Origin of the sequence: Paenibacillus sp. ISL-20 (assembly GCF_018613005.1) — a bacterium.
GTDB lineage: Bacteria > Bacillota > Bacilli > Paenibacillales > Paenibacillaceae > Paenibacillus_AQ.
This window is the reverse complement of the sequence record NZ_JAGGRD010000053.1, coordinates 60,209-81,199: the sequence shown is the minus strand read 5'-3', so window position 1 is coordinate 81,199 and position 20,991 is coordinate 60,209. Positions and strand designations below refer to the sequence as shown.

17 protein-coding genes and 1 riboswitch are annotated in these 20,991 nt (G+C 49.4%); of the genes, 14 read left to right on the top strand and 3 right to left on the bottom strand.

Features of this window, described 5'->3' with window-relative positions:
• Nucleotides 1-16: 16 nt before the first annotated feature.
• A complete protein-coding gene (locus tag J7E85_RS34960; protein ID WP_215163011.1) occupies nt 17-1,459 on the bottom strand; it encodes an ATP-binding protein in 1,443 nt (480 codons plus the stop codon).
• A gap of 243 nt (nt 1,460-1,702) precedes the next feature.
• Entirely contained in the window at nt 1,703-2,602 is a 900-nt protein-coding gene (dapA, locus tag J7E85_RS26750) for a 4-hydroxy-tetrahydrodipicolinate synthase (protein ID WP_215163010.1), read from the bottom strand.
• A 112-nt stretch (nt 2,603-2,714) separates the two neighbouring features.
• On the opposite strand from dapA, the gene J7E85_RS26745 reads away from it, so the two are divergent.
• The 13 genes from J7E85_RS26745 to J7E85_RS26685 all read left to right on the top strand — a co-directional run bounded on the left by J7E85_RS26745 (nt 2,715) and on the right by J7E85_RS26685 (nt 19,327).
• Entirely contained in the window at nt 2,715-3,590 is an 876-nt protein-coding gene (locus tag J7E85_RS26745; RefSeq protein ID WP_215163009.1) for a LysR family transcriptional regulator, read from the top strand.
• Nucleotides 3,591-3,653: 63 nt separating this feature from the next.
• Nucleotides 3,654-3,734, top strand: a riboswitch (ZMP/ZTP riboswitch).
• A gap of 81 nt (nt 3,735-3,815) precedes the next feature.
• Nucleotides 3,816-4,976, top strand: coding sequence for a phosphoribosylglycinamide formyltransferase 2 (purT, locus tag J7E85_RS26740; protein WP_215163008.1), 1,161 nt, complete (start codon nt 3,816-3,818; stop codon nt 4,974-4,976).
• Between the two features lie 320 nt (nt 4,977-5,296).
• Nucleotides 5,297-6,655: an MATE family efflux transporter gene (locus J7E85_RS26735; RefSeq protein WP_215163007.1), complete on the top strand. Its 1,359-nt coding sequence runs from the start codon at nt 5,297-5,299 to the stop codon at nt 6,653-6,655.
• Between the two features lie 200 nt (nt 6,656-6,855).
• A complete protein-coding gene (locus J7E85_RS26730; RefSeq protein ID WP_215163006.1) occupies nt 6,856-8,490 on the top strand; it encodes a response regulator in 1,635 nt (544 codons plus the stop codon).
• Between the two features lie 6 nt (nt 8,491-8,496).
• Nucleotides 8,497-10,326: a cache domain-containing sensor histidine kinase gene (locus J7E85_RS26725; protein ID WP_215163005.1), complete on the top strand. Its 1,830-nt coding sequence runs from the start codon at nt 8,497-8,499 to the stop codon at nt 10,324-10,326.
• Entirely contained in the window at nt 10,319-11,320 is a 1,002-nt protein-coding gene (locus tag J7E85_RS26720; RefSeq protein WP_215163004.1) for a substrate-binding domain-containing protein, read from the top strand. Before J7E85_RS26725 ends, J7E85_RS26720 begins: the two co-directional genes overlap by 8 nt.
• Before the next feature lie 199 nt (nt 11,321-11,519).
• Entirely contained in the window at nt 11,520-12,545 is a 1,026-nt protein-coding gene (locus tag J7E85_RS26715; protein ID WP_372238789.1) for a galactose ABC transporter substrate-binding protein, read from the top strand.
• 95 nt (nt 12,546-12,640) lie between these two features.
• Nucleotides 12,641-14,197 carry a sugar ABC transporter ATP-binding protein gene (locus J7E85_RS26710; protein ID WP_215163003.1) on the top strand — a complete coding sequence of 519 codons (1,557 nt, stop codon included), beginning with the start codon at nt 12,641-12,643 and terminating at the stop codon, nt 14,195-14,197.
• Nucleotides 14,175-15,194: a galactose/methyl galactoside ABC transporter permease MglC gene (gene mglC / locus J7E85_RS26705; protein ID WP_215163002.1), complete on the top strand. Its 1,020-nt coding sequence runs from the start codon at nt 14,175-14,177 to the stop codon at nt 15,192-15,194. The genes J7E85_RS26710 and mglC overlap by 23 nt, the downstream gene beginning before the upstream one ends.
• A gap of 293 nt (nt 15,195-15,487) precedes the next feature.
• The gene (locus tag J7E85_RS26700) at nt 15,488-16,561 is read left to right on the top strand and encodes a Gfo/Idh/MocA family oxidoreductase (protein ID WP_215163001.1); all 1,074 of its coding nucleotides are present in this window, start codon (nt 15,488-15,490) and stop codon (nt 16,559-16,561) included.
• Nucleotides 16,562-16,564: 3 nt separating this feature from the next.
• The gene (locus tag J7E85_RS26695) at nt 16,565-17,404 is read left to right on the top strand and encodes a sugar phosphate isomerase/epimerase family protein (protein WP_215163000.1); all 840 of its coding nucleotides are present in this window, start codon (nt 16,565-16,567) and stop codon (nt 17,402-17,404) included.
• 151 nt (nt 17,405-17,555) lie between these two features.
• Nucleotides 17,556-18,248 (top strand): response regulator transcription factor, encoded by a 693-nt coding sequence (locus tag J7E85_RS26690; protein WP_215162999.1) that lies wholly within the window; start codon nt 17,556-17,558, stop codon nt 18,246-18,248.
• On the top strand, nt 18,245-19,327 hold the full coding sequence (locus tag J7E85_RS26685; protein ID WP_215162998.1) for a sensor histidine kinase: 1,083 nt from the start codon (nt 18,245-18,247) through the stop codon (nt 19,325-19,327). Before J7E85_RS26690 ends, J7E85_RS26685 begins: the two co-directional genes overlap by 4 nt.
• Nucleotides 19,328-19,349: 22 nt before the next feature.
• On the opposite strand, the gene J7E85_RS26680 is transcribed toward J7E85_RS26685, so the two are convergent.
• Nucleotides 19,350-20,543: a glycoside hydrolase family 88 protein gene (locus J7E85_RS26680; protein ID WP_215162997.1), complete on the bottom strand. Its 1,194-nt coding sequence runs from the start codon at nt 20,541-20,543 to the stop codon at nt 19,350-19,352.
• Nucleotides 20,544-20,804: 261 nt separating this feature from the next.
• On the opposite strand from J7E85_RS26680, the gene J7E85_RS26675 reads away from it, so the two are divergent.
• Nucleotides 20,805-20,987 carry a tautomerase family protein gene (locus J7E85_RS26675; RefSeq protein WP_215162996.1) on the top strand — a complete coding sequence of 61 codons (183 nt, stop codon included), beginning with the start codon at nt 20,805-20,807 and terminating at the stop codon, nt 20,985-20,987.
• Nucleotides 20,988-20,991: the final 4 nt, after the last annotated feature.

The window sequence follows — 20,991 nt, the reverse complement described above, 5'->3', positions numbered from 1 at the left end:
CGATAATATGTATGCGTTATAAAGCCGGTAAATGGATCGTAAAGGTTGTCCCGTGATCAGGTATGCTCTCTACGTTCATCGTTCCGCCATGATTATGAATAATGTTCTTAGTAATCATCATTCCGAGTCCCGTCCCGGTGTCTTTGGTTGTAACAAAAGGCTGTCCCAGGGATTGGATTTGCTCCTGCGTCATTCCAACCCCTTCATCCTGCACGATAATTTGAACCTCTTGAGCGTTGTGCAGAATGTCCAGGGTAATGGTGCCACCTTGATTCATCGCTTCCATGGCATTTTTCAGCAGATTGATGAATACTTGCTTAAGCTGGTTGACTTCACCCTGGACGAAGATCGGTACCCTCGGATAATGAGGGATGATCTCAATATTTTTGAGGGCTGCTTGAACCTTCATAAGCGTAATGATCTGTTCCATAATGGCATAGACGTCGATGGGTCCGCTGACGTGAACGCCCTGCGGTTTCGAAAGTACCAGGAGTTCATTGACAATGAGCTCGATGCGTTTGAGCTCCGATTCAATGATTTCAAAATAAAGCTCGTTGCTGCGCTCCGCGGATCGCAGCAACTTCACGAATCCATTAATCGAAGTTAATGGATTCCGAATTTCATGGGCAATGCCGGCGGCTAACTGGCCGGCGGTGGTCAGCTTCTCGGATTGCATCACACGATCCTCTTCCATCAGCTGCTCTGTGATGTCTTTGAAGATCCCGACCGCCGCCTTCTCGCCTTCATAATTGATGATTAACGTGAACCCGGTGACCATCTTCTTTTGTCCGTCCAGACAGCGTATCAGATAATTGAAGCTTCCGAGCTCTCCACTTTCGGCATACCTTGCCCTTCGTTTGAATAGCTCGTTATGGTATGATACGTCAACGATCACATCAGTTGATATCCCCAGGATGTCACGGGGATGAGCTGCGTTAATAAGCCTGAGTGCCGCTGAATTAACATAGTGCACAATGCTTTTCTTGGTTATGAATACGGAGAGGGGAAGCCCCTCCAAAAGCTGCAGAAATGAATTTTCATCCTCATTAAGCTTTTGTTCCTTCAGCTCAAGCTGCTTCATTAGTTGTCTCAGCAAGGTTCGATCTTCGAATTGTACCAAATAGTCACGGCGACTTTGCTCGAGGTCCTGCTTAACGCTGATACGTACACTGAGGTATACTTCACGATCGGATGGATGGTGGTAAATATATTCAAACTGGGTTATGGATTGCTGATGATCTTGAGCGGCACTCGCGTTCTGAACCACTTGATTGAATAATTCGCGGAAGCTGTTTTCTTCTTGCGGCGCCCCGGCAGTTAACTCCTGCTGTGTGTATCCCAATAGATCACATAGTGCCGAATTCACCTTGAGAATCGTTCCATCAAGCGATACCATTGCCATTCCGATTACAGATTGTTCAAAGGCAAAATCATGATTAGGGCTGGAATAGGGTAGCACTGCAAATCTCCTTTCAAAATTCTGGGAGGATTGAATGTACCCATATTATAAGTGGGTCGAAATCATTCATCAATCCTTTAAAGCGATAGATCTAAGCAGGAATTTCATACTTTCGCATAAATATCTGCATCATCCATCACATTTGTCCTGAATTGAAAGTGTGCATGCCCCATAATATGAATCTTTCAGCTTAAGAATGGCAAAGCAGCGAGTACGCCTAGCCGTTCTCGAGGAGAAAGCAGGTTACACCGAGAAGTCGGTGTTTTTCAGTTGTTGAATTGCATGATCTAATGAGAGCTTAAGCTCATCCGTAATGGGTCCCATAGGCAGTCCAAGGGTGTCCGATGAGATGATACCCTGCTTGGCAAGCAACCATTTTAGCGGAGCGGGATTGGATTCTTCAAACAGCTTACGAATGTAGGGAAGCAGGCCTTCGAACTCCATTTCGGATCGAGAGTAATCTCCTTGGGCAGCTAATTGAAACACCCGAATGAAAACCTCGGTATTCACATTGGCCGACGCCAATATTCCACCAGAGGCTCCATGAACCAGCATTTCATGAAAGAGGACATCGTTGCCGCATAGAACGGGCTTCGTATCGTAATGGGATAAGCTTCTCATGAGCTCCGTACTCTCAGTGCTGTCTTTCATCCCGATCACGCCGGGGATCTCCATGATTCTTCTTATGACATCAACCGGTAACCGGATTCCAGTACGCGATGGAACTTCGTACAGAATTACCGGGATCCCGACCTCGGCCACCCTTCGGAAATGCTGCAGAATGCCATCGATCGAAGGGCGACTGTAATACGGCGTGATGACCAATACCGCATCAGCACCGATATGGCCTGCCAGTTCCGTTCGCTTTATGCTGGATACCGTATCGTTCGTACCGGTACCAATGATGAGCGGTAATAGCCGTCCGCCCAGACTCCCCCGCGTTTCCTCCACAACCTGCACGACTTCCTCCCAAGCTACGGTCGGCGCTTCACCGGTCGTTCCGTTGATGACCAATCCCTGAATATCGTAGGATAACAAACTCTTCAAATAATGATGATAAGAAGGAAGATCCAGTTCGTAATCCTGTAAAAAGGGAGTGATCACAGGAACAAAAATGCCATGCAGTTCTTGCTGACTCAACATAACCTTTCCTCCAATTCATGAGTGATGGCTATACTTTTAACATGGGAATTAAGATCGGAGTTATCTATAATAATAGATAGTTATTATCAATATTATTGATAAGGAGAGAGCGATGGAACTTATCTACCTGCAAACCTTCAGGGAGGTTGCGATTCGCCAGAGTTTTACGAAAGCCGCGAATGAGTTGGGTTATGCTCAATCCAGCGTAACCACCCAGATTCAGAAGCTGGAGAAGGAATATGGCGTCAAGCTGTTTGAACGTTATGGCAGAGGCTTGCGCCTGACGAAGTCCGGTGAGGAGCTGTTTAAGTATGCCGTTCAAATGCTGGATCTGTTTCAGCAGTCGAAGGAAAAGCTGACCAAGCAAGGTGGAGGCACCTTATCGATCGGAACGATAGACTCGCTGGCCGCTTATTTTCTTCCGTCCGTCATTCACCAGCTGAAACAAAGGCATGAAGATCTTGTCATCCGTATACAACCGGATCGTGAAGATAGCATTATCAGTAAGGTGAGAGAGGGCGAGTATGATCTCGGTCTTATTTTGGATAGAAAACCAGAGGATTCCTCCTTGAATTGGATCGCTATTCGGGAAGAGCCCCTTCTGCTGATTGCCCATCCGAATCATCCGCTTCTTGTTAAACCTGTCATAGAGCTAGAACACCTGGCTGATGCCGAATGGATTATGCCCGAGGATAGTTGTAATTACCGCATGATGTTGGAAAAGGTGCTGCGTGCTAGCGGAGTTCCAATGCGAATAGGCCTGGAATTGGGCAATCCGGAGGCAATCAAGAGATATGTGACGTCCGGTACGGGCATCTCATTATTGCCGAAGATGGTAGCAGAGGAGGAAATCAAACGTGGTGAGCTTGCGATTCTTCCCTTTGCGCATTCCGACATTCGACTGGACATTCAGTTGGTTATTCACCCCAAGAAGTGGTTTTCTCAATCGCTGAAGGATGCAATCGATATGCTGAAGTCTAAATCCTAATGTCGCCTAATGGTGATATTGCAATTAACGGGAAGATTCAGTATGATTTAAACAACAATGTATAGGTTTATGTGTGACTGGCGCAGCATGGGGGACCATGAGGGAGCACATAGATGACGACGGCCGTACGCCTGGGCAGAGGTAAGGGAAGTTTACTTCCCTTACCTCTTTATTATTTTCTGATTCTATAAGTCTCTGAAACTACGAAAAGGGGATAAAACAACGATGTTAAAAACGAAGAAAATACTGCTGCTAGGTTCGGGAGAACTGGGAAAAGAAGTCGTGATTGAGGCACAGAGACTGGGTGTGGAAACCATAGCCGTCGATCGTTATGCCGACGCTCCTGCCATGCATGTTGCCGATCATAGCCATGTCATCGATATGCTGGATGGGGAGAAACTGCGCGCAATCATTGAGCAGGAGAAGCCGGACCTGATCGTACCTGAGATCGAGGCGCTGGCTACCTCGGAACTGGTTAAGCTGGAGGAAGAGGGGTACCGGGTTATTCCTACTGCCAGAGCTGCAAAGCTTACGATGGACCGAGAAGGGATTCGCCGGTTAGCTTCAGAGGAGTTAGGGCTGCCTACTGCGGGCTATCGATTTGCCGATACTTATGAGGAGTTTAAACAGGCTGTTCTGGACATGGGGTTTCCATGTGTAATTAAACCTCTGATGAGCTCCTCAGGTAAAGGCCAGAGCGTATGCCGCTGCGAAGGAGATATCGAGTCCTGCTGGAACATCGCCATGGAGGGCGGCCGTGTGCAGAACGGAAGAGTGATCATTGAGGAATTCATTATATTCCAGTCGGAGATCACGCTTCTGACCGTTCGTTCCGTCAATGGAACAAGCTTCTGTGCGCCAATCGGACATATTCAGGAGAGCGGGGACTATATCGAATCCTGGCAGCCACACAATATGTCGGAAGAGCAAATCGAGGAAGCTAAATATATTGCAAGGAAAATTACCGATGAGCTTGGCGGTTATGGATTGTTCGGGGTTGAATTGTTCCTGACTGAGGATAAAGTGTATTTTAGCGAGGTGTCTCCGCGACCGCATGATACCGGGTTGGTTACACTGGTCACGCAAAATTTATCTGAATTCGCGCTTCACGTCCGTGCCATTCTTGGGTTTCCGATCCCGGAGATCGAATTGATAACGCCGGGAGCCAGCCGTCCGCTTAAAGCGGCGAGAGAGCTGGAGAATTATACAGTTACCGGCGCCGAGCAAGCACTGGCTGTTCCGAATACGCAGCTGCGCATTTTTGGGAAACCGGTGACCAAGATCGGAAGACGGATCGCAGTTGCGTTGTCAACCGCCGGCACAGTGGAGGAAGCCCGCTCGCGTGCGAAGCTGGCTTTGGATAAGCTTGCTGTTGAAGAAGCATAAATCATCGGGATTCCATTGATAGAGCTCATTATATTATGTTGAAAAGGTCAACCGGAATAACCGGTTAGCCTCTTCTGTTATGGAAAGATCATGGATCAAAATCGGCTACGAACGGTTCAAATGCTGATAACCTGTTCTTGTTTTGGTTTTGATGATAAATATGCAGAAATTTATGTTCTTTCATGATAAGATACACAAGAATACAAACGACCTTCACCCATTATAATGTTCTTAATGCGATGCTCTATAGGCATATTTAAAGCATTATAATATCAAATAAATATATAGAGGAACGTTTATGACGGCATAGGAGAATCTACATGAGAGACATGACGCAAGGAAGTCCGATCAAGCTGATTATCATGTTTACGATCCCGCTTTTGATCGGAAATATTTTTCAACAATTTTATAATATGGCGGATACCCTGATCGTGGGGCGTACTATTGGTGTAAACGCACTTGCGGCTGTTGGCTCGACGGGCAGTATTTTGTTTTTTGTCATTGGCTTTGCCCAAGGCTTGACGGCAGGTTTGTCCATCATAACGGCGCAGCGCTTTGGCGCCAAGGATATCGCGGGCGTCCGCAAAAGCGTGGGAACAAGTATATGGATTAGTCTTGTATTCACGGTTTTCCTCACCATTGTGAGTGTCATATTTACGAGGCCCGTCCTCGTCATGATGAACACGCCGGCAGAAATTTTGGATGATGCTTATTCGTATTTAATCGTTATTAACTGGGGTGTTGGCGCAGCCGTTCTGTTCAACTTGCTGGCTAACCTGCTCAGAGCACTTGGGGACAGCCGGACGCCGCTTCTCTTCTTGGTGGTCGCAAGCATTCTGAACATCGTACTTGATCTGTTATTTATTCTCGTATTCAAGATGGGAGTAGCCGGAGCGGGGCTTGCCACGGTGGTATCGCAGCTGTTCTCCTGCCTGCTCTGCTTATTATACATTCACAAAAAAGTTCCGCTTCTGCAGTTCAAGAATGCCGATTGGTCCATCGATTGGACATTTATACGCAAGCATATGTGGGTCGGTTTTCCGATGGGCTTCCAAGCCTCCATCATTGCGATTGGAGCCATCATTCTACAGATTACGCTTAACGGTCTTGGGGCAACGGCCGTAGCCGCATATACGGCAGCTCAGAAGATTGACATGCTTGCTACGCAGCCCATGAGTTCCTTTGGCATTACGATGGCGACTTTTGCTGCCCAGAACTTCGGAGCGAATCGCATAGACCGAATCAAGCTTGGAGTTAAACAATGCATATGGGTCTCGGGATCCTTCAGCCTCGCCGTGGGCTTGCTGGTTATATTTGCGGGTCCTGCAGCCGTCAGCCTCTTTGTCGGTCAAGGAGAGGAAGAATTGCTGTCCCTTAGCAGGCTGTACTTCTTATCGAACGGCAGCACCTATTTGCTGCTGTCGCTGTTGTTCATCTACCGCTTCACGCTGCAGGGACTGGGGCAGAGCTTTATCCCAACCGTAGCCGGCATTATGGAACTGATTATGCGGGTATTGGCAGCCATCTTCCTGACCGCGCAGATCGGGTTCCTCGGCGCAAGCCTGGCAAATCCGCTGGCTTGGCTCGGAGCTGTCATTCCGCTCGGCATTGCCTATTACCTGAGCATTAAAAGATTAAGCGCGCCTGCTAAACCCGTCTCCGTACCTGTTCAGGCGTAAGGATTTTTACACAATTGAAATCAGAACGAATCATGACTTTATGAACAGAAATCATTCTGTTGTTCAAGAGCCATGCATTCGTTCTTTTTTTTTGCTTCATCAAGCTTGAAAAAAGATGCATTCCAAATTTGGATGCGCCGGGGTAAGATCACATTAGATGCTTTTAACTAATTTGACAGATTAGAACAGGAGAGGTTGCCTTGTATAAAGTGCTGTTAGTGGACGATGAAGCCGATGTTAGGGAGGGACTCGTGCAGGAAATCCAGTGGGGAGCCTGCGGATTTACGATCGAGGGAACGGCGGAGAACGGGAGAGAGGCCATGGAGCTTGCGGAGCGATTGGAGCCGGATGTCGTCATTACCGATATCAGTATGCCGTTTCAGGATGGGCTCCAGCTGGCCTCGTGGCTCAGAGAGTTTCAGCCGCTGTGCAAAATCGTGATCTTAACCGGATACGATGAATTTGATTATGCCCGTCAAGCGATTACGCTCAGCGTGGACGAGTATTTGCTGAAGCCATTCTCTGGCGAAAGCTTCACGGAGCTATTGGGGAAGATCAAAGACAAGATCGATATGGAGGTTACGGAGCGTGAGGATGTGCGCCAGTTGAAGGAGCATTACCGCACGAGCCTGCCTTTGCTTCGGGAATCGTTTCTTGCGTCTCTGCTCACCCGGAAATTGCCCCGCTCGATCATTGAGGAGAAGACTCGAAATTACGGTTTGTCTTTGAATGGGGGGAGTTACCTGGCTGCCGTTATGGCATTATATCCCGCTTCTGTAGATAAGGAGCATACGTCCTCAACTTCCCTTCGCCATTCGGGAGACTTGGATTTAATGCTGCATGCCATGCTGAACATTGCTAAGGAGCTTCTGGATCCCGAATTTCTTGTAAGCGTATTCATATATCAGGACAGCATTGTGCTGTTGATTACGAATGACGAGAGCGAAAACGAAGCGTGGTTTAGCGAGCAGCAGGTGACACTTGACCGCTTGTTAAAAAGCATTCTTCATTATTTGAAGCTCCCGGTTACGATTGGCGTGGGCTCTATGGTGCGGAATCTGTCCGACCTTAAGTATTCCTATCAGGATGCGCTGCTGGCGCTCGACTACCGGTTGATTCTTGGTGCCGAGAAAGTCATCTTCATTGATGATGTTGAGCGCCCGAGACCGGAGGGAGTTCGTCTGGATGAATTAAAGGAGCAAGCGCTGATCCGCAGTCTAAAACTCGGAACGGAAGAGGAATTAACTGAAGCAATCTCGCACATATTTGATGAACTTATGGGTGCCTCCTGTACCATTCAGGACGTTCAGGTATACCTTTTGGAGGTTGTAACGGCTATATTGAGATCGGCTCAAGAATCCGGGATTGAGATCGAGGCGTTGTTCGGCGCAGGGTCTCAGCTGCATGCGGAGATCTTCAAGTTTTCCGGATTGCAGGAGGCTAAAGCCTGGCTTCAGGATGTCTGTTTGACTATACGCAAGCATATCGCCAGCTCCAGGCAGCATGCGTACAAAGACATCGTGGAGAAGGCACTCCAATATACCCGGGAGCATTACGGTGACTCGGAGCTATCGCTGCAGAAGCTGTGCGTGCAGCTTCATATCAGTACAGGCTATTTTAGCGCTGTGTTCAAAAGAGAAGTCAAAATGACCTACGTGCAGTATTTGATGCAGCTTCGGATGGAAACGGCCAAAGAGCTTCTTCGATCATCGGAACTTAAAGCGTTCGAAATCGCGGAGCGTATCGGATTTGCAGATCCGAATTATTTCAGCTTCTGCTTCAAGAAGCAGGTCGGCATCTCACCCAAGGAATACCGGACACAAGCGAGGGGGTAGAACTCGGTGAAAATCACGTATGCTAAGCGGGACTCGTTTAAACCAACCATTCAGCGGTGGGTCAGGCGATTTCGCGCACACAGCATTCAATCGATCATCATGTGGTCCTTCTCGGCATTTATTCTGCTGATCGTGATCGTGGTAGCTGTTCTGTTGTTCAATAAATTCTCGCGATCGGCGGAGCAAAGCGTGTTTTTGAATGCCCAGCAAATCGTGGATCAGGTCAGCTATAATCTCGAGGATTATGTGGACGGGATGGCACAGCTGTATCGGGCCATTGAGGAAAATATGCTCGCGGACGGGCAATGGGACGATGAGCAAGTGACTCAACAGCTGAACACCATCATGCGAAGTCGGGATGACATCGTCTCCATCGCTTTATTTAATGAACAGGGCGATATGCTGAGGAACCACCCGGCCATGCCGGTTAAGCCCAGCGCCCGGGTGACGGAGCAGAGCTGGTTTCACTCGGCCATGAGAGTCTCCAACCATCTGAGCTTCTCGCTGCCGCATGTTCAGAATTTGTACGACCATACATTTAAATGGGTTGTCACGATGAGCAAAGGAATTACGGTTGCTCATAACGGAGAGCCGACGTATGTTATTCTGCTGGTGGATATCAACTTCAAGAAGATCGATGAGCTGAGCAGCCGCATCAGCCTGGGTAAGCGGGGGTATGCGTACATCATCGATGAAGGAGCGGGAAACATTGTGTATCATCCCCAGCAGCAGTTAATTTACATGGGGCTTCGGAATGAGAGCGTAGAACGGGCACTTACTTCTTCGGACAGTTACATTGATGAATCGGATGGAGTCAAGCGGCTGAATACGGTGAAGTCGGTCGTTAATATCGGATGGAAAATCGTTGGGGTTTCCTATTTGGATGAAATCATGACCACAAGAGAAGAAGTTAATCGTTATCTGGTTCAAGTTGTGGCGATTGTTTTGGTGCTAGCCATCGTGGTTTCCCTGATTCTCTCGGCTATGCTGACCCGCCCCATCCGCCGGATGGGCAGAACGATGAAGGCAGTGGAACGGGGCGATTTCAACGTGGAGCTCCCGATGCAGGGGCCGTTGGAAGTGGTACAGCTGTCCAGCCGATTTAATCTGATGCTGGATAAGATCAGGCAGCTCATGAAGCAGATTGTGAAAGAGCAGGAATCGAAGCGCAGATACGAGCTGGAAGCTTTGCAGGCTCAAATCAACCCACATTTTTTATATAACACCTTGAATTCGGTGGTCCGCATGGTGGGCATGAGCAAGAAGGAGGAGGTCATTACGATGATTACTTCCTTATCGAAGCTGTTTCGTTTGAGCTTGAGTAAAGGGAAAACATCGATAAGCGTCCGTGAGGAGCTGGAGCATGCGAGGCATTATTTGACCATCCAGCAGATGAGATATAAACAGAAATTTGATTTTATGATCGAAGCGGATGAAGCCGCGCAGTCTTGTTACACGTTAAAGCTGGTGCTTCAACCCTTAATTGAGAATGCCATCGTACATGGCATCGAGTATATGGTGGATCATGGACATATTCACATAACAGCTGCTATAAAAGGCGACCTATTGGAGATGACGGTTAGGGACAATGGAGTCGGGATGTCTCCCGAGATGGTTGAAAGGATATTAGAGGTTGAAGCGCTGCGTCAAAATCCGGCTCCATTTATCAATACAGCAGGCTCCGGCGTGGCCGTTCGAAATGTTCATGACCGCATCCAATTGTATTATGGGCATCGTTACGGTCTGGAGTTTGAGAGCGAGCTGGAAGTGGGCACTACCGTTCGCATACGCATTCCGGTCATTCACGACATAGGGGAGGGGCGGGAGAATGATTAGAATTCATCGTGTGGTACGGATACCGGTTGTACCTAAGGGCTGTCTCGTTGTGCTTATCCTATCCTTGATCCTCTTAACATCGTGTTCATCAGGCGCAACCATGGATGAGAATGAAACCGAACTCCGGCATATTGCCCTCGTGGCTCCCATACACGCTGAAGAGCAGGGGGATGCCATTCGATTAGGCGCCGAGGCGGCTGCCAAGGAAAACGGATTGGTGCTCAATTATATCCCGCTGGAGCCAAGTGACGATGAAGCGGAGCAGCTGCAAGCTGCATTGAAGGTGCTGGAGAAAGGCTCCTCCGCGATTTTGATTGATCCGGCATCCGAAGCCGTACTGCAGAAATTAGGGGATCAGGCATCAGCGGCTGATGTCCCTGTCATTGCTTTGAATGATGAGCGAATGACCACAGGTGTCCTGTCCGCCATTGCAATCAATAATGAGGTTGCCGGACGCAAGGCGGGTGAGCAGCTGGCTGACTTACTTGAAGGTCGGGGTGTTATCGCCATACTTCGATCCGACAGGGAGGATCCCGACCTAATGGCCCGCGAAGAGGGCGCCAAAAGTGTACTGTCGGAAATGAGCGGGATTCAAATCGCGGACGGAGCTGCGTGCGGCAAACGTGAAGATGCATGCTGGCAGGCAGCCAAGCAGCTGCTGGACCGGGAATCGGTCGACGGGATTCTGGCACTTGATATTCAGGCTTCCTTGGGAGCGGCCAAAGAAGTCGCGAGAAGGAAAGTTCAGGGGAAGATCAAGATTGTCACCTTCGGAAGTGATCTGGAGCAGCTTCAGCTTCTGCAGGATGGCATCCTTCATAAGCTCGTTGTGCAGAACGGGTTCAGCACGGGTTATCTGGGAGTAGAACAGGCCGTGAAGGTCTTAGATGGTTCGAAATATGACAAGCCGATTGTGCTTGAGACCAAGGTAATTGATGCCGACAACATGTTCTGGATGGATAATCAGAAGGTGCTATTTCCATTTGTGAAGTAAAGAAGATGCGATGCTTAGAAGTAAAGTGATGAGAATTTTGCTAGAAAGCATGAGGATTTTGAATTCGAATGTCAGGAGCATTGCGGCATAATGGCGGTAGACAGTGAGATATGGCATATAAATGCCGTACCCGTCACTGAAAATTCGAATGAAACAAGGGAGGTCAACCCAGGTGAAGAAAAAATGGCTGATAATCCTTATGGCCGGCATGATGCTGACCACGGCGGCATGCAATAATGGCGGGAGCAGTTCAACCGGCAGCGATAGCAAGGGAAGTGAAGCGGCGGGTGGCAGCACCCCTCAAGTCGGGGTGGCGATTTATAAGTTTGACGACACGTTCATGACAGGCGTTCGGAATGCGATGTCCGATGCAGCGAATGGCGTAGCCAAACTGGATATCGTGGATAGCCAAAATGCGCAGCCAACTCAAAATGAGAAAATCGATCTGTTTATTTCAAAGAAATACAGCTCCATGATTATCAACCCGGTGGATCGGACGGCGGCCGGTGTCATTATCGATAAGGCTAAAACTGCGAATACACCAGTGGTCTTCTTGAATCGGGAGCCGATCGCGGAAGACATGAACAAATGGGATAAGGTGTATTACGTAGGGGCGAAAGCGGAGGAATCCGGAACGATTTCGGGTCAGCTTATTGTCGATTATTGGAAGGCCAATCCGAAGGCGGACAAGAACGGGGATGGCAAGCTGCAGTATGTATTGCTGCAGGGTGAGCCGGGGCATCAGGATGCCGAGCTGCGAACCAAGTTCTCCGTTCAGGCGATTCAAGATGCGGGGATAGAAGTCGAAGCGCTAGCGGTGGATACCGCCATGTGGGACCGCGTGAAAGGACAGGAAAAGATGCAAGCCTTCCTTGCATCCCATGGCGACAAGATTGAAGCGGTTCTGGCCAACAATGACGATATGGCGCTCGGCGCTATTGAGGCATTGAAAGCAGCGGGTTACTTCAGCGGCGACAAATATATGCCGGTCGTGGGCGTAGATGCGACAGCTCCGGCTATTCAGGCGCTGGAAGATGGCACGCTTCTCGGCACCGTGCTTAATGATGCCAAGAGCCAGGGCAAAGCTTCTGTTGCGATTGCCGCAGCACTATCCAAAGGGGAAACGCCGAACAAGGACAACACCGGATTTGATATTACCGACGGCAAATACGTATGGATCGCTTACAAAAAAATAACGAAGGACAATATCGCCGACGCGAAATAATAGCAGGGTTATAGGAAGGGGCAGCGGCTAATCGAAGCGTTGTCCCTTTATATTCGGCTTTTTTCGATCCGGCTAGCGAAGGAGGTATCCCGAAGGTGACGGAACCGTATGTGCTGGAGATGCGGAATATATCGAAGGCGTTTCCCGGCGTTCAGGCGCTAAACGACGTAACATTCAAGGTGAGACCAGGCACCGTGCATGCTCTTATGGGCGAGAACGGGGCAGGTAAATCAACATTGATGAAATGTTTATTCGGCATATACAAGCCTGATGAAGGTGATATTTATTTAAACGGCAGCAAGGTAGCCATCAACAGTTCCAAGGACGCACTGAATCATGGAATATCCATGATCCATCAGGAACTTCATCCCGTGCCGCATCGCAACGTGATGGAGAATATATGGCTTGGAAGATTTCCGATGACGGGCTTCTGGCCTTTGAAATTCGTGAATGAGAAACAGATGGCAGAAGATACGCTCCGCCTGTTTCGCGAGCTCGATATCGATATTGATCCCAGGGCAAGAACAGGAGCGCTTTCTGTATCCAAGATCCAATCGCTTGAGATTGTCAAAGCCGTGTCCTATCACTCCAAGGTGATTGTTATGGACGAACCGACCTCATCGCTGACCGGGAATGAGGTGGAGCATCTGTTCAGCATCATGAACAGGCTGCGTTCGCAAGGCGTGTCGATTGTCTACATCTCGCACAAAATGGAAGAGATTTTGCGCATATCCGATGACGTGACGATCATGCGCGATGGGAAGTATGTGGGAACGTGGCAAGCCGGCGAGCTGACGACCGATTTGATTATCACCCGTATGGTGGGGCGGGACTTGACGGAGCGCTATCCTGAACGGACGAACGTTCCCGGCGAAACCCGGATGCAGGTCGACCAATTAAGTTCCACGAATCCGAAATCGTTTCAGAATGTATCCTTCGAGCTAAGACGGGGAGAGATCCTGGGCATTGGCGGCCTTGTCGGTGCACAGCGAACGGAACTGGTTGAAGCTATATTCGGGCTTCGTCCGGTGGCATCTGGAACCATCTCGATTAACGGGAAACCGGTAAAGATCAAATCACCCTCTGATGCCAAGAAAAATAACATGGCGCTGCTGACGGAAGAGCGCAGAGTTACTGGCATATTCCCGGTTCTCTCGGTCTATGAGAATACCGTCATTGCCAATCTTCGCAGGTATCAGAACTTCGCGTTTCTGTTAAATGAACGCAGAGGAATCGAGGATGCGCGAACGAACGTGGAGCAGCTGAGAACCAAAACGCCATCGGTCCATACCCAGATACGGAACCTGTCGGGTGGCAACCAGCAGAAGGTACTGCTGGCAAGGTGGCTTCTGACCGAGCCTGAAATCCTTCTGCTGGATGAGCCGACACGTGGAATCGATGTGGGCGCTAAGTTTGAGATTTATTCGATCATTACGCAGTTAGCCAAGCAAGGAAAGAGCATTATTATGATTTCCTCCGAAATGCCCGAGCTGCTTGGAATGTCCGACCGAATCATGGTGATGAGCGAAGGGCGGCTGACGGGAATTCTCGCAGGGCAGGAAGCAAGCGAAGAGGAAATCATGCGGCTTGCCGCACAGCAGCGGTCAGCTGATTCGGGAGGGGAAGTCGATGAATACGCAAACCATCGGTAAGGTGAAAGATTATTTGGCGCAGCGCGCCATATTTGTAGTATTGATATTACTTGTTGTCGGGATTGCAGTGGCAGATCCCAATTTTCTGGCCTTCTCCACGCTGCGGGATATTTTGCAGCAATCCTCCACCCGATTAATTATCGCCCTTGGCGCGGCGTTCATTCTGATCACCGGCGGGGTTGACCTCTCCGCAGGACGCGTTGTCGGATTAACGGCGGTTGTATCGGCTTCCATGCTGCAAACGGATGTATACGCAAACCGCTTCTTCTCGGACCTGCCCCAACTATCGGTTGTATTGCCGATTCTTATCGGTATATTAGCGGGGCTTATCGTTGGGTTAATCAATGGTTTCATTGTAGCTAAACTGCATGTGCCGCCATTCATAGCCACGCTCGGTACGATGGTCGGCATTTACGGCATCAATTCCATCTATTTTGATATGGAGCCGAACCAATCCCAGCCGATTGGCGGCTTGAGACCGGACTTTACCGTGTGGGGCAGCGGCTACATTGACTTCGGCGGCGGATATTCACTCCCTTACATCGTCATTATCGCCGTCTTCGTTGCGTTCATCTGCTGGGTCATATTCAACAAAACCCGGCTCGGCAAAAACATGTATGCCATCGGCGGCAACGTGCAAGCGGCGCATGTATCGGGGATCAATGTAGCCCGCAATCTTATAGCGATCTACGCGATTTCCGGTGCGTTGTATGGCATCGCCGGTGTACTGGAGGCTGCGAGAACCGGGGGCGCGACGAATAACTACGGCAATATGTATGAATTGGATGCGATTGCCGCATGCGTGGTTGGCGGGGTATCCACTGCGGGAGGCATCGGTACGGTGCCAGGTGTGATGGCCGGGGTTCTTATCTTCGGCGTCATCAATTACGGATTAACCTTTATCGGCGTCAGCCCATACTGGCAATTGATCATTAAAGGGCTTATTATCGTAGCAGCGGTCGCATTTGATATTCGCAAATATATGGCCAAAAAATAAAAGGAAAAGAAGCCGCTGGAATATATCCCGCGGCTTTTGTAAAGATATCAGGAAGTATAAACTTCGAGGCTTGGGCCTTCCTGATATCGCAAGAAAAACTTCCTCTAACCGCGGTCTGTCTTCCGAGAAAGTACGTCGATAGACGTTTTTCTTTAGATATCAGAAAGTATAAACTTCGAAGCACGGGCCTTCCTGATATCGCAAGAAAAACATCCTATAAACGCGGTCTGTCTTCTGAGAAAGTACGTCGATAGACGTTTTTCTTATAATCATCCATTACAGGAGGTACCGTCATGACTACAGGTAAAAAACAATTAAATATCGGCGTACTGGGCTGCGGCCCCATATCGCAGTACGGACATTTCGAGGCTTGCCAGAGAGCGCGCAATGCCAGGCTATACGCGATATGCGATGTCGCCGAGGATTTGCTGAACCGCATGGCCGAAATCCATCAGCCGGTACAAACCTACAATGATTATGATAAAATGCTCGCCGATCCCAAGGTGGAGGCAGTCATCATTGGCATCGCGGATCAATTCCACGTGGAAGCTGCCCTTAAAGCCATTGTTGCAGGCAAACATGTCCTAGTTGAAAAGCCTCTAGGCGTCAACGTAGAAGAGTGTGAGGAATTGCAGCGGAAGGCACGGCATTCGGGATGTATTGTCCAAATCGGAAATATGAAGCGCTTTGACCCCGGCATCGCGTATGCCAAGCAGTTTATTGATCAAGAAATGGGTGAAATGCTGGCGCTGAAAGCGTGGTACTGTGACTCAACCTACCGATATACGGTCACCGACAACGTGCAGCCCATGGTGCAGCTTAGTCCGAATGCCTTAAGGCCGGAAGGCAATCCCAAGCTGGATAAGCTGCGTTACTTCATGCTGACGCATGGCAGCCATCTGGTGGATACGGCTCGATTTTTAGGTGGAGAGATGAATAGCGTTACGGCCTGGAACACGCAGAAGTTCGGAGCGTACAACTGGTTTGTCACGGTGGAGTATGCCTCGGGCGCTGTAGGACATCTGGATCTTACGGTTGCCGTGCGGATGGACTGGCATGAGGGCTTTCAGATCTACGGCGAACACGGAAGCGTTGTTGGCAAGACGTATAATCCTTGGCTTTTTAAGTCCAGCGACGTAGAGGTATTCTCGGCACGGGATGGTTGTTATCATCGCCCGCTTGGGGAAGATGCGCATTTCTTCAAGCTGCAGGTTGAAGGCTTTGCGGGAACGATTCTGGAGCAGGCACCGATGAGAGGGGCCAATCTGGAGGATGGAGTTGCAGCCATGCGTGCCATGGCTGCGATTGCACGATCGGTGGAGAGCGGGGATACGGTAAAGCTGGTTGACGTAACGGGAGGTGTATGAGGCATGAGGCTGGGCATTTTCTCCAAGACGTTTGAACGACCTACGTTGGAGGAAAATTTGGACGCAGTGAAAGCAACCGGACTGAGTGTGATCCAATTCAATCTTTCCTGCGCGGGTCTCTCATCACTGCCGGACGTGATCGATCTGGAAACTGCCGTGCATATTAGAGAAGAATGTGAGAAACGGCATCTTCATATAGCCGCAGTATCCGGAACTTTCAATATGATTCACCCGGATCGGCAGAGATTGCGGGATGACATTCGAAGATTTCGCCAATTGGCAGCTATGTGCCATTCGATGGGGACGTCGGTCATTACCCTGTGCACCGGCACAAGGGATAAGGACAATATGTGGAGGGCACATCCGGACAACGAATCATCGGAAGCATGGGATGACCTGCTTGCGACCATGCGTGAATTAGTGAATATGGCAGAGGAGTTCGAGTTGGAACTGGCTATTGAACCTGAGCCGGCCAATGTGATCAGCGATGCTGTCAAAGCCAGGCGGCTGCTGGATACGATGGGTTCTCCCCGGTTAAAGGTAGTCTTGGATGCAGCGAATTTGTTCAGTCCGACCGAGAGGAGGCCCCTGACAGAGGTTATTGATCAAGTGCTGTCACTGCTCAGTGAACATGTCATTATGGCCCATGCCAAGGATTATTCGACGGTAGACGGACTACAGTACAAGGCAGCCGGAACCGGTGAACTGGATTATAAAGCTTATATGAAACTGCTGTACGCTTATCATTTCAAGGGTCCACTTATTCTTCATGGATTGTATGAGCGTGAAGTGCCGCAGAGCATTTCTTACCTGAAGTCCCAAATCACAGCGGCCATGTTATGACACGAACTTCAACGCAATAACAGCTTCGGCTCTATGAATATAATGGGCTCCTGGGTTCATCCTCATCGAATCTTCACAAGTTTCAGTTACAATGGAGTCTTATGTTAAAGTTGACTTGTACTGATGAAGGATTCAATAAGGAGAAACCAGAATGAAGACCATATTAATCGTGGATGATGAACCGAATATTCGAGAAGTTCTTGTATCCTATCTGAACAAAGAACATTATCTGACGCTGGAAGCGGCCAACGGTGCCGAAGCGTTCGATTTCGTGCGAGAGCAATCTGTTGATCTTGTCATACTGGACCTTATGCTCCCGGATATGGATGGCGAGCGGATATGCCAGGAAATTCGAACGTTCAGCTCGGTACCTATTATCATGTTAACGGCTAAGGTGGCCCAGAGCAGCCGTATTGGCGGGTTTGCTCTCGGAGCCGATGATTATATCGTGAAGCCGTTCGACCCTCGGGAGGTAGTGGCAAGAGTCAAGGCCGTCTTGAGACGGGGGGATGACAGCAAGCTGATGGCGGACGTCATTGTATATCACCAAGGCACGCTGGCAATCAATTCGATGAAGCACGAAGTTACCTGCCATGGGCAGCTCGTAAATTTGACACCAAGCGAATACAAACTGCTGCTTCTGTTGGCCAAGTATCCGCAACGGAGTTTCTCTCGCGAAGAACTGGTCGATCGGGTGTTAGGCTATGATTTTATCGGCGATATCCGCATTATTGATCAACATATTAAGAATCTGCGGCAAAAGATTGAACCCGATCCAAAGCAGCCCAAGTATATCATCACCGTATACGGATTTGGATACCGCTTTGGAGGTGATGGGGCTTGAAGCATCGGCTGGACCTGAGGCTCGCCGCCGTTATTATCAGTATAACGGCAGGGATTCTGATCATGTTTACCGTGATCAATATTGTGACCAACCATTATCATATCGCCATGTTCCAGCAGCAATCATCCGTGCATCATGGAATGGCTGAGCTGAATTATCATTTGGAGCAGGCACAGATGCAATCCATCATTTTGACATGTCTCCTATCGATTGCCATTGCTTCCGTTATAGGCATATATGTTGCGAAGAGAATATCGGCTCCCCTCGTCCAGATGAAGCGAGCGGCTGAAATGATGACGAGGGGGAAGTGGGACATCCGTGTGACAACCAATGGGTACGATGAAATTGCGGGACTCGGCTCTTCGCTGAACGAGCTGGCTGTGCAGTTACAGAAGCAGGAGTTGCTTCGCAGGAATATGACCCAAGATATCGCACATGAACTGCGAACGCCGTTAACGACATTAAAGAGTCACACCCGTGCACTTGAGGATGGCATATGGGAGCCAACCGCAGATCGGTTTCAAACGTGCCTGAAAGAGATTGATCGATTGATTCAGCTCGTCACGGAGCTCGAGGATTTGCACGATATGGAATCGCCGGAGTTTCAACTATCCCGATCCAAGCAGGAGCTTGGTCAAATTATGGATAGGGCCATAACCTTGGCGGCAGCAATGTATCAAGAAAAAAAGGTGGACCTGCAATATGTCAGCGGTTCACCGATCCTAGCCGAGGTGGATGCCGACCGAATGCTTCAGGTTCTCATCAACATGTTGAGCAATGCCTTGCATTACACGCCAGCTGGAGGAACGGTACAAGCCGAGCTTGTGGACGAAGGAGCACATGCCCTGATTCGAATACAGGATTCGGGACAGGGGATCTCTTCCTCGGATCTGCCATATATTTTCGAAAGGCTGTATCGGGGCGATAAGTCAAGGAATCGGTCAAATGGTGGGAGCGGGATGGGGCTTGCCATCGTCAAGCAGCTGGTATCAGCGCATGGGGGTCAGGTATGGGCTGAGAGCGGAGAGAAGCATGCCGGCGGCAGCTGCTTCTATATCCGGATTCCTAAAAAAGAATAGATAAGCACGCCAAAAAACCGGATCAGAAGATCCGGTTTTTCCATCCCATTAACTTGGCAGCGGTCTCAACATAATAGTAATCCCCATAGATCAGTGAAACGTTTATATTTTGCCCGGCAGGCAGATGTCCCGTGGCTTCCTTCAGTATGCCTTCATACGCGGGGTCATCCCATTCGGCGTAATGGGTCGTCAAGGAGTCGATGATGCGCAGGGCACTTTCGCGGTACAGAGCGCTTTCGGTTATAGGCACGAGGTCCGCGATTTCAAGCAGACCGGAAGCAGCGCAGGATGCTGCTGACGTATCCCGTGGTTCGGAAGTTTTTTGGGATGATACCGTCCCGTCATGCTCAGACTGTTTCAAATCCTGGCGTTCCGCCCGGAAATCCCAGAGCGGAACGGAATCCTCTTCAAGGGAAGCCACGAAGAAATGAGCAACTCGCTTGGCAGCGCCGAGATACCGAATATCGCCGGTATAACGATAGGTATTAGCCATGCCATGCAATGCCCAGGCTGCTCCACGGCTCCACGCAGACTCCGGACCATAGCCTTGTCCTCCAAGCGACTCCAGATATTCTCCCGTCAACGGGTCAAATCGGCAGATGTGCCGAACGGAGCCGTCCGGTCTTATGAAAAACTCGGCAACCGTATTGGCTTGCTCTCTGGCGATATGAGCGAATCTCGGGTCGCCACTCTCCTCGGAAGCCCAGAATAGAAGGGAGAGGTTCATGGTGGAGTCGATAATGGACCAGCCTTCATTCCCATGATTCCATGAGGTTGGTTTCACCTGATTCCAAGCACGTATGAATTTCCCGACCGGGTTATACCTCCCAGCCAGCAATGTAGCGGCCAACAGTCCTCTCCGCCTGGCATCCGGATCGCCGGTCAGTTTATATTTGATGACGGCTGTCGGCAGAAATTGAAAGCCTACATCGTGATGAAAATTACTGTCCCCGATCAGCGCTTGTTCAAGTCGAACATCCCATTCCCAAGCCCATTCCTTATACTGCGGCTCCTTGGTCATATCATACATGATCCAGAGCATTCCCGGCCAAAAACCGGAGGTCCACCAATCGATCCGGGTGGAATCATAGATCCCGTTCTTTGTCGCATGGGGAACTTTGCCTTGTAGCTGTCCCGTCATTCGCATTACTTTCTTTTCCAGTTTCCCCCATAACGACCCATAGGTTGTTACCTCTTCCTTAACTTGTCCGTTCATCGCTAACCTCCCAAAACTGATGTCATCGTTTGGCTAATTATCGCAACTGCTTTGATCCATTGTTCCATAGAACGCTGCCAAATTCTACATACACAGCTTAAGAACTATTGAAATAACAAGTCGATCTTAAAAAAACACAAGCCTTTCGAAGCACCTAAAAAAAACACAAGGGAACCGATCATGTTCCATTGCTGCCCGGACCACGAAACTTATAGGATAAGGGTATTCATCACATCATCATTCCTAAGGAGGCGAAAGCCGTTGCCGCAAATTACGATTAAAATGTATGAAGGACGCACGGATCAGCAGAAGGACGAAATCATTGACGTTTTTACGAGAGAGTTGTCCCGGATCATTGATCGTGAGCCTGAATTTATCAGCGTTCAGTTTGACGAAATCCCGATTGATGACAACGCACCGGCCAATTTGAGAAACAAGAGGTGATGAC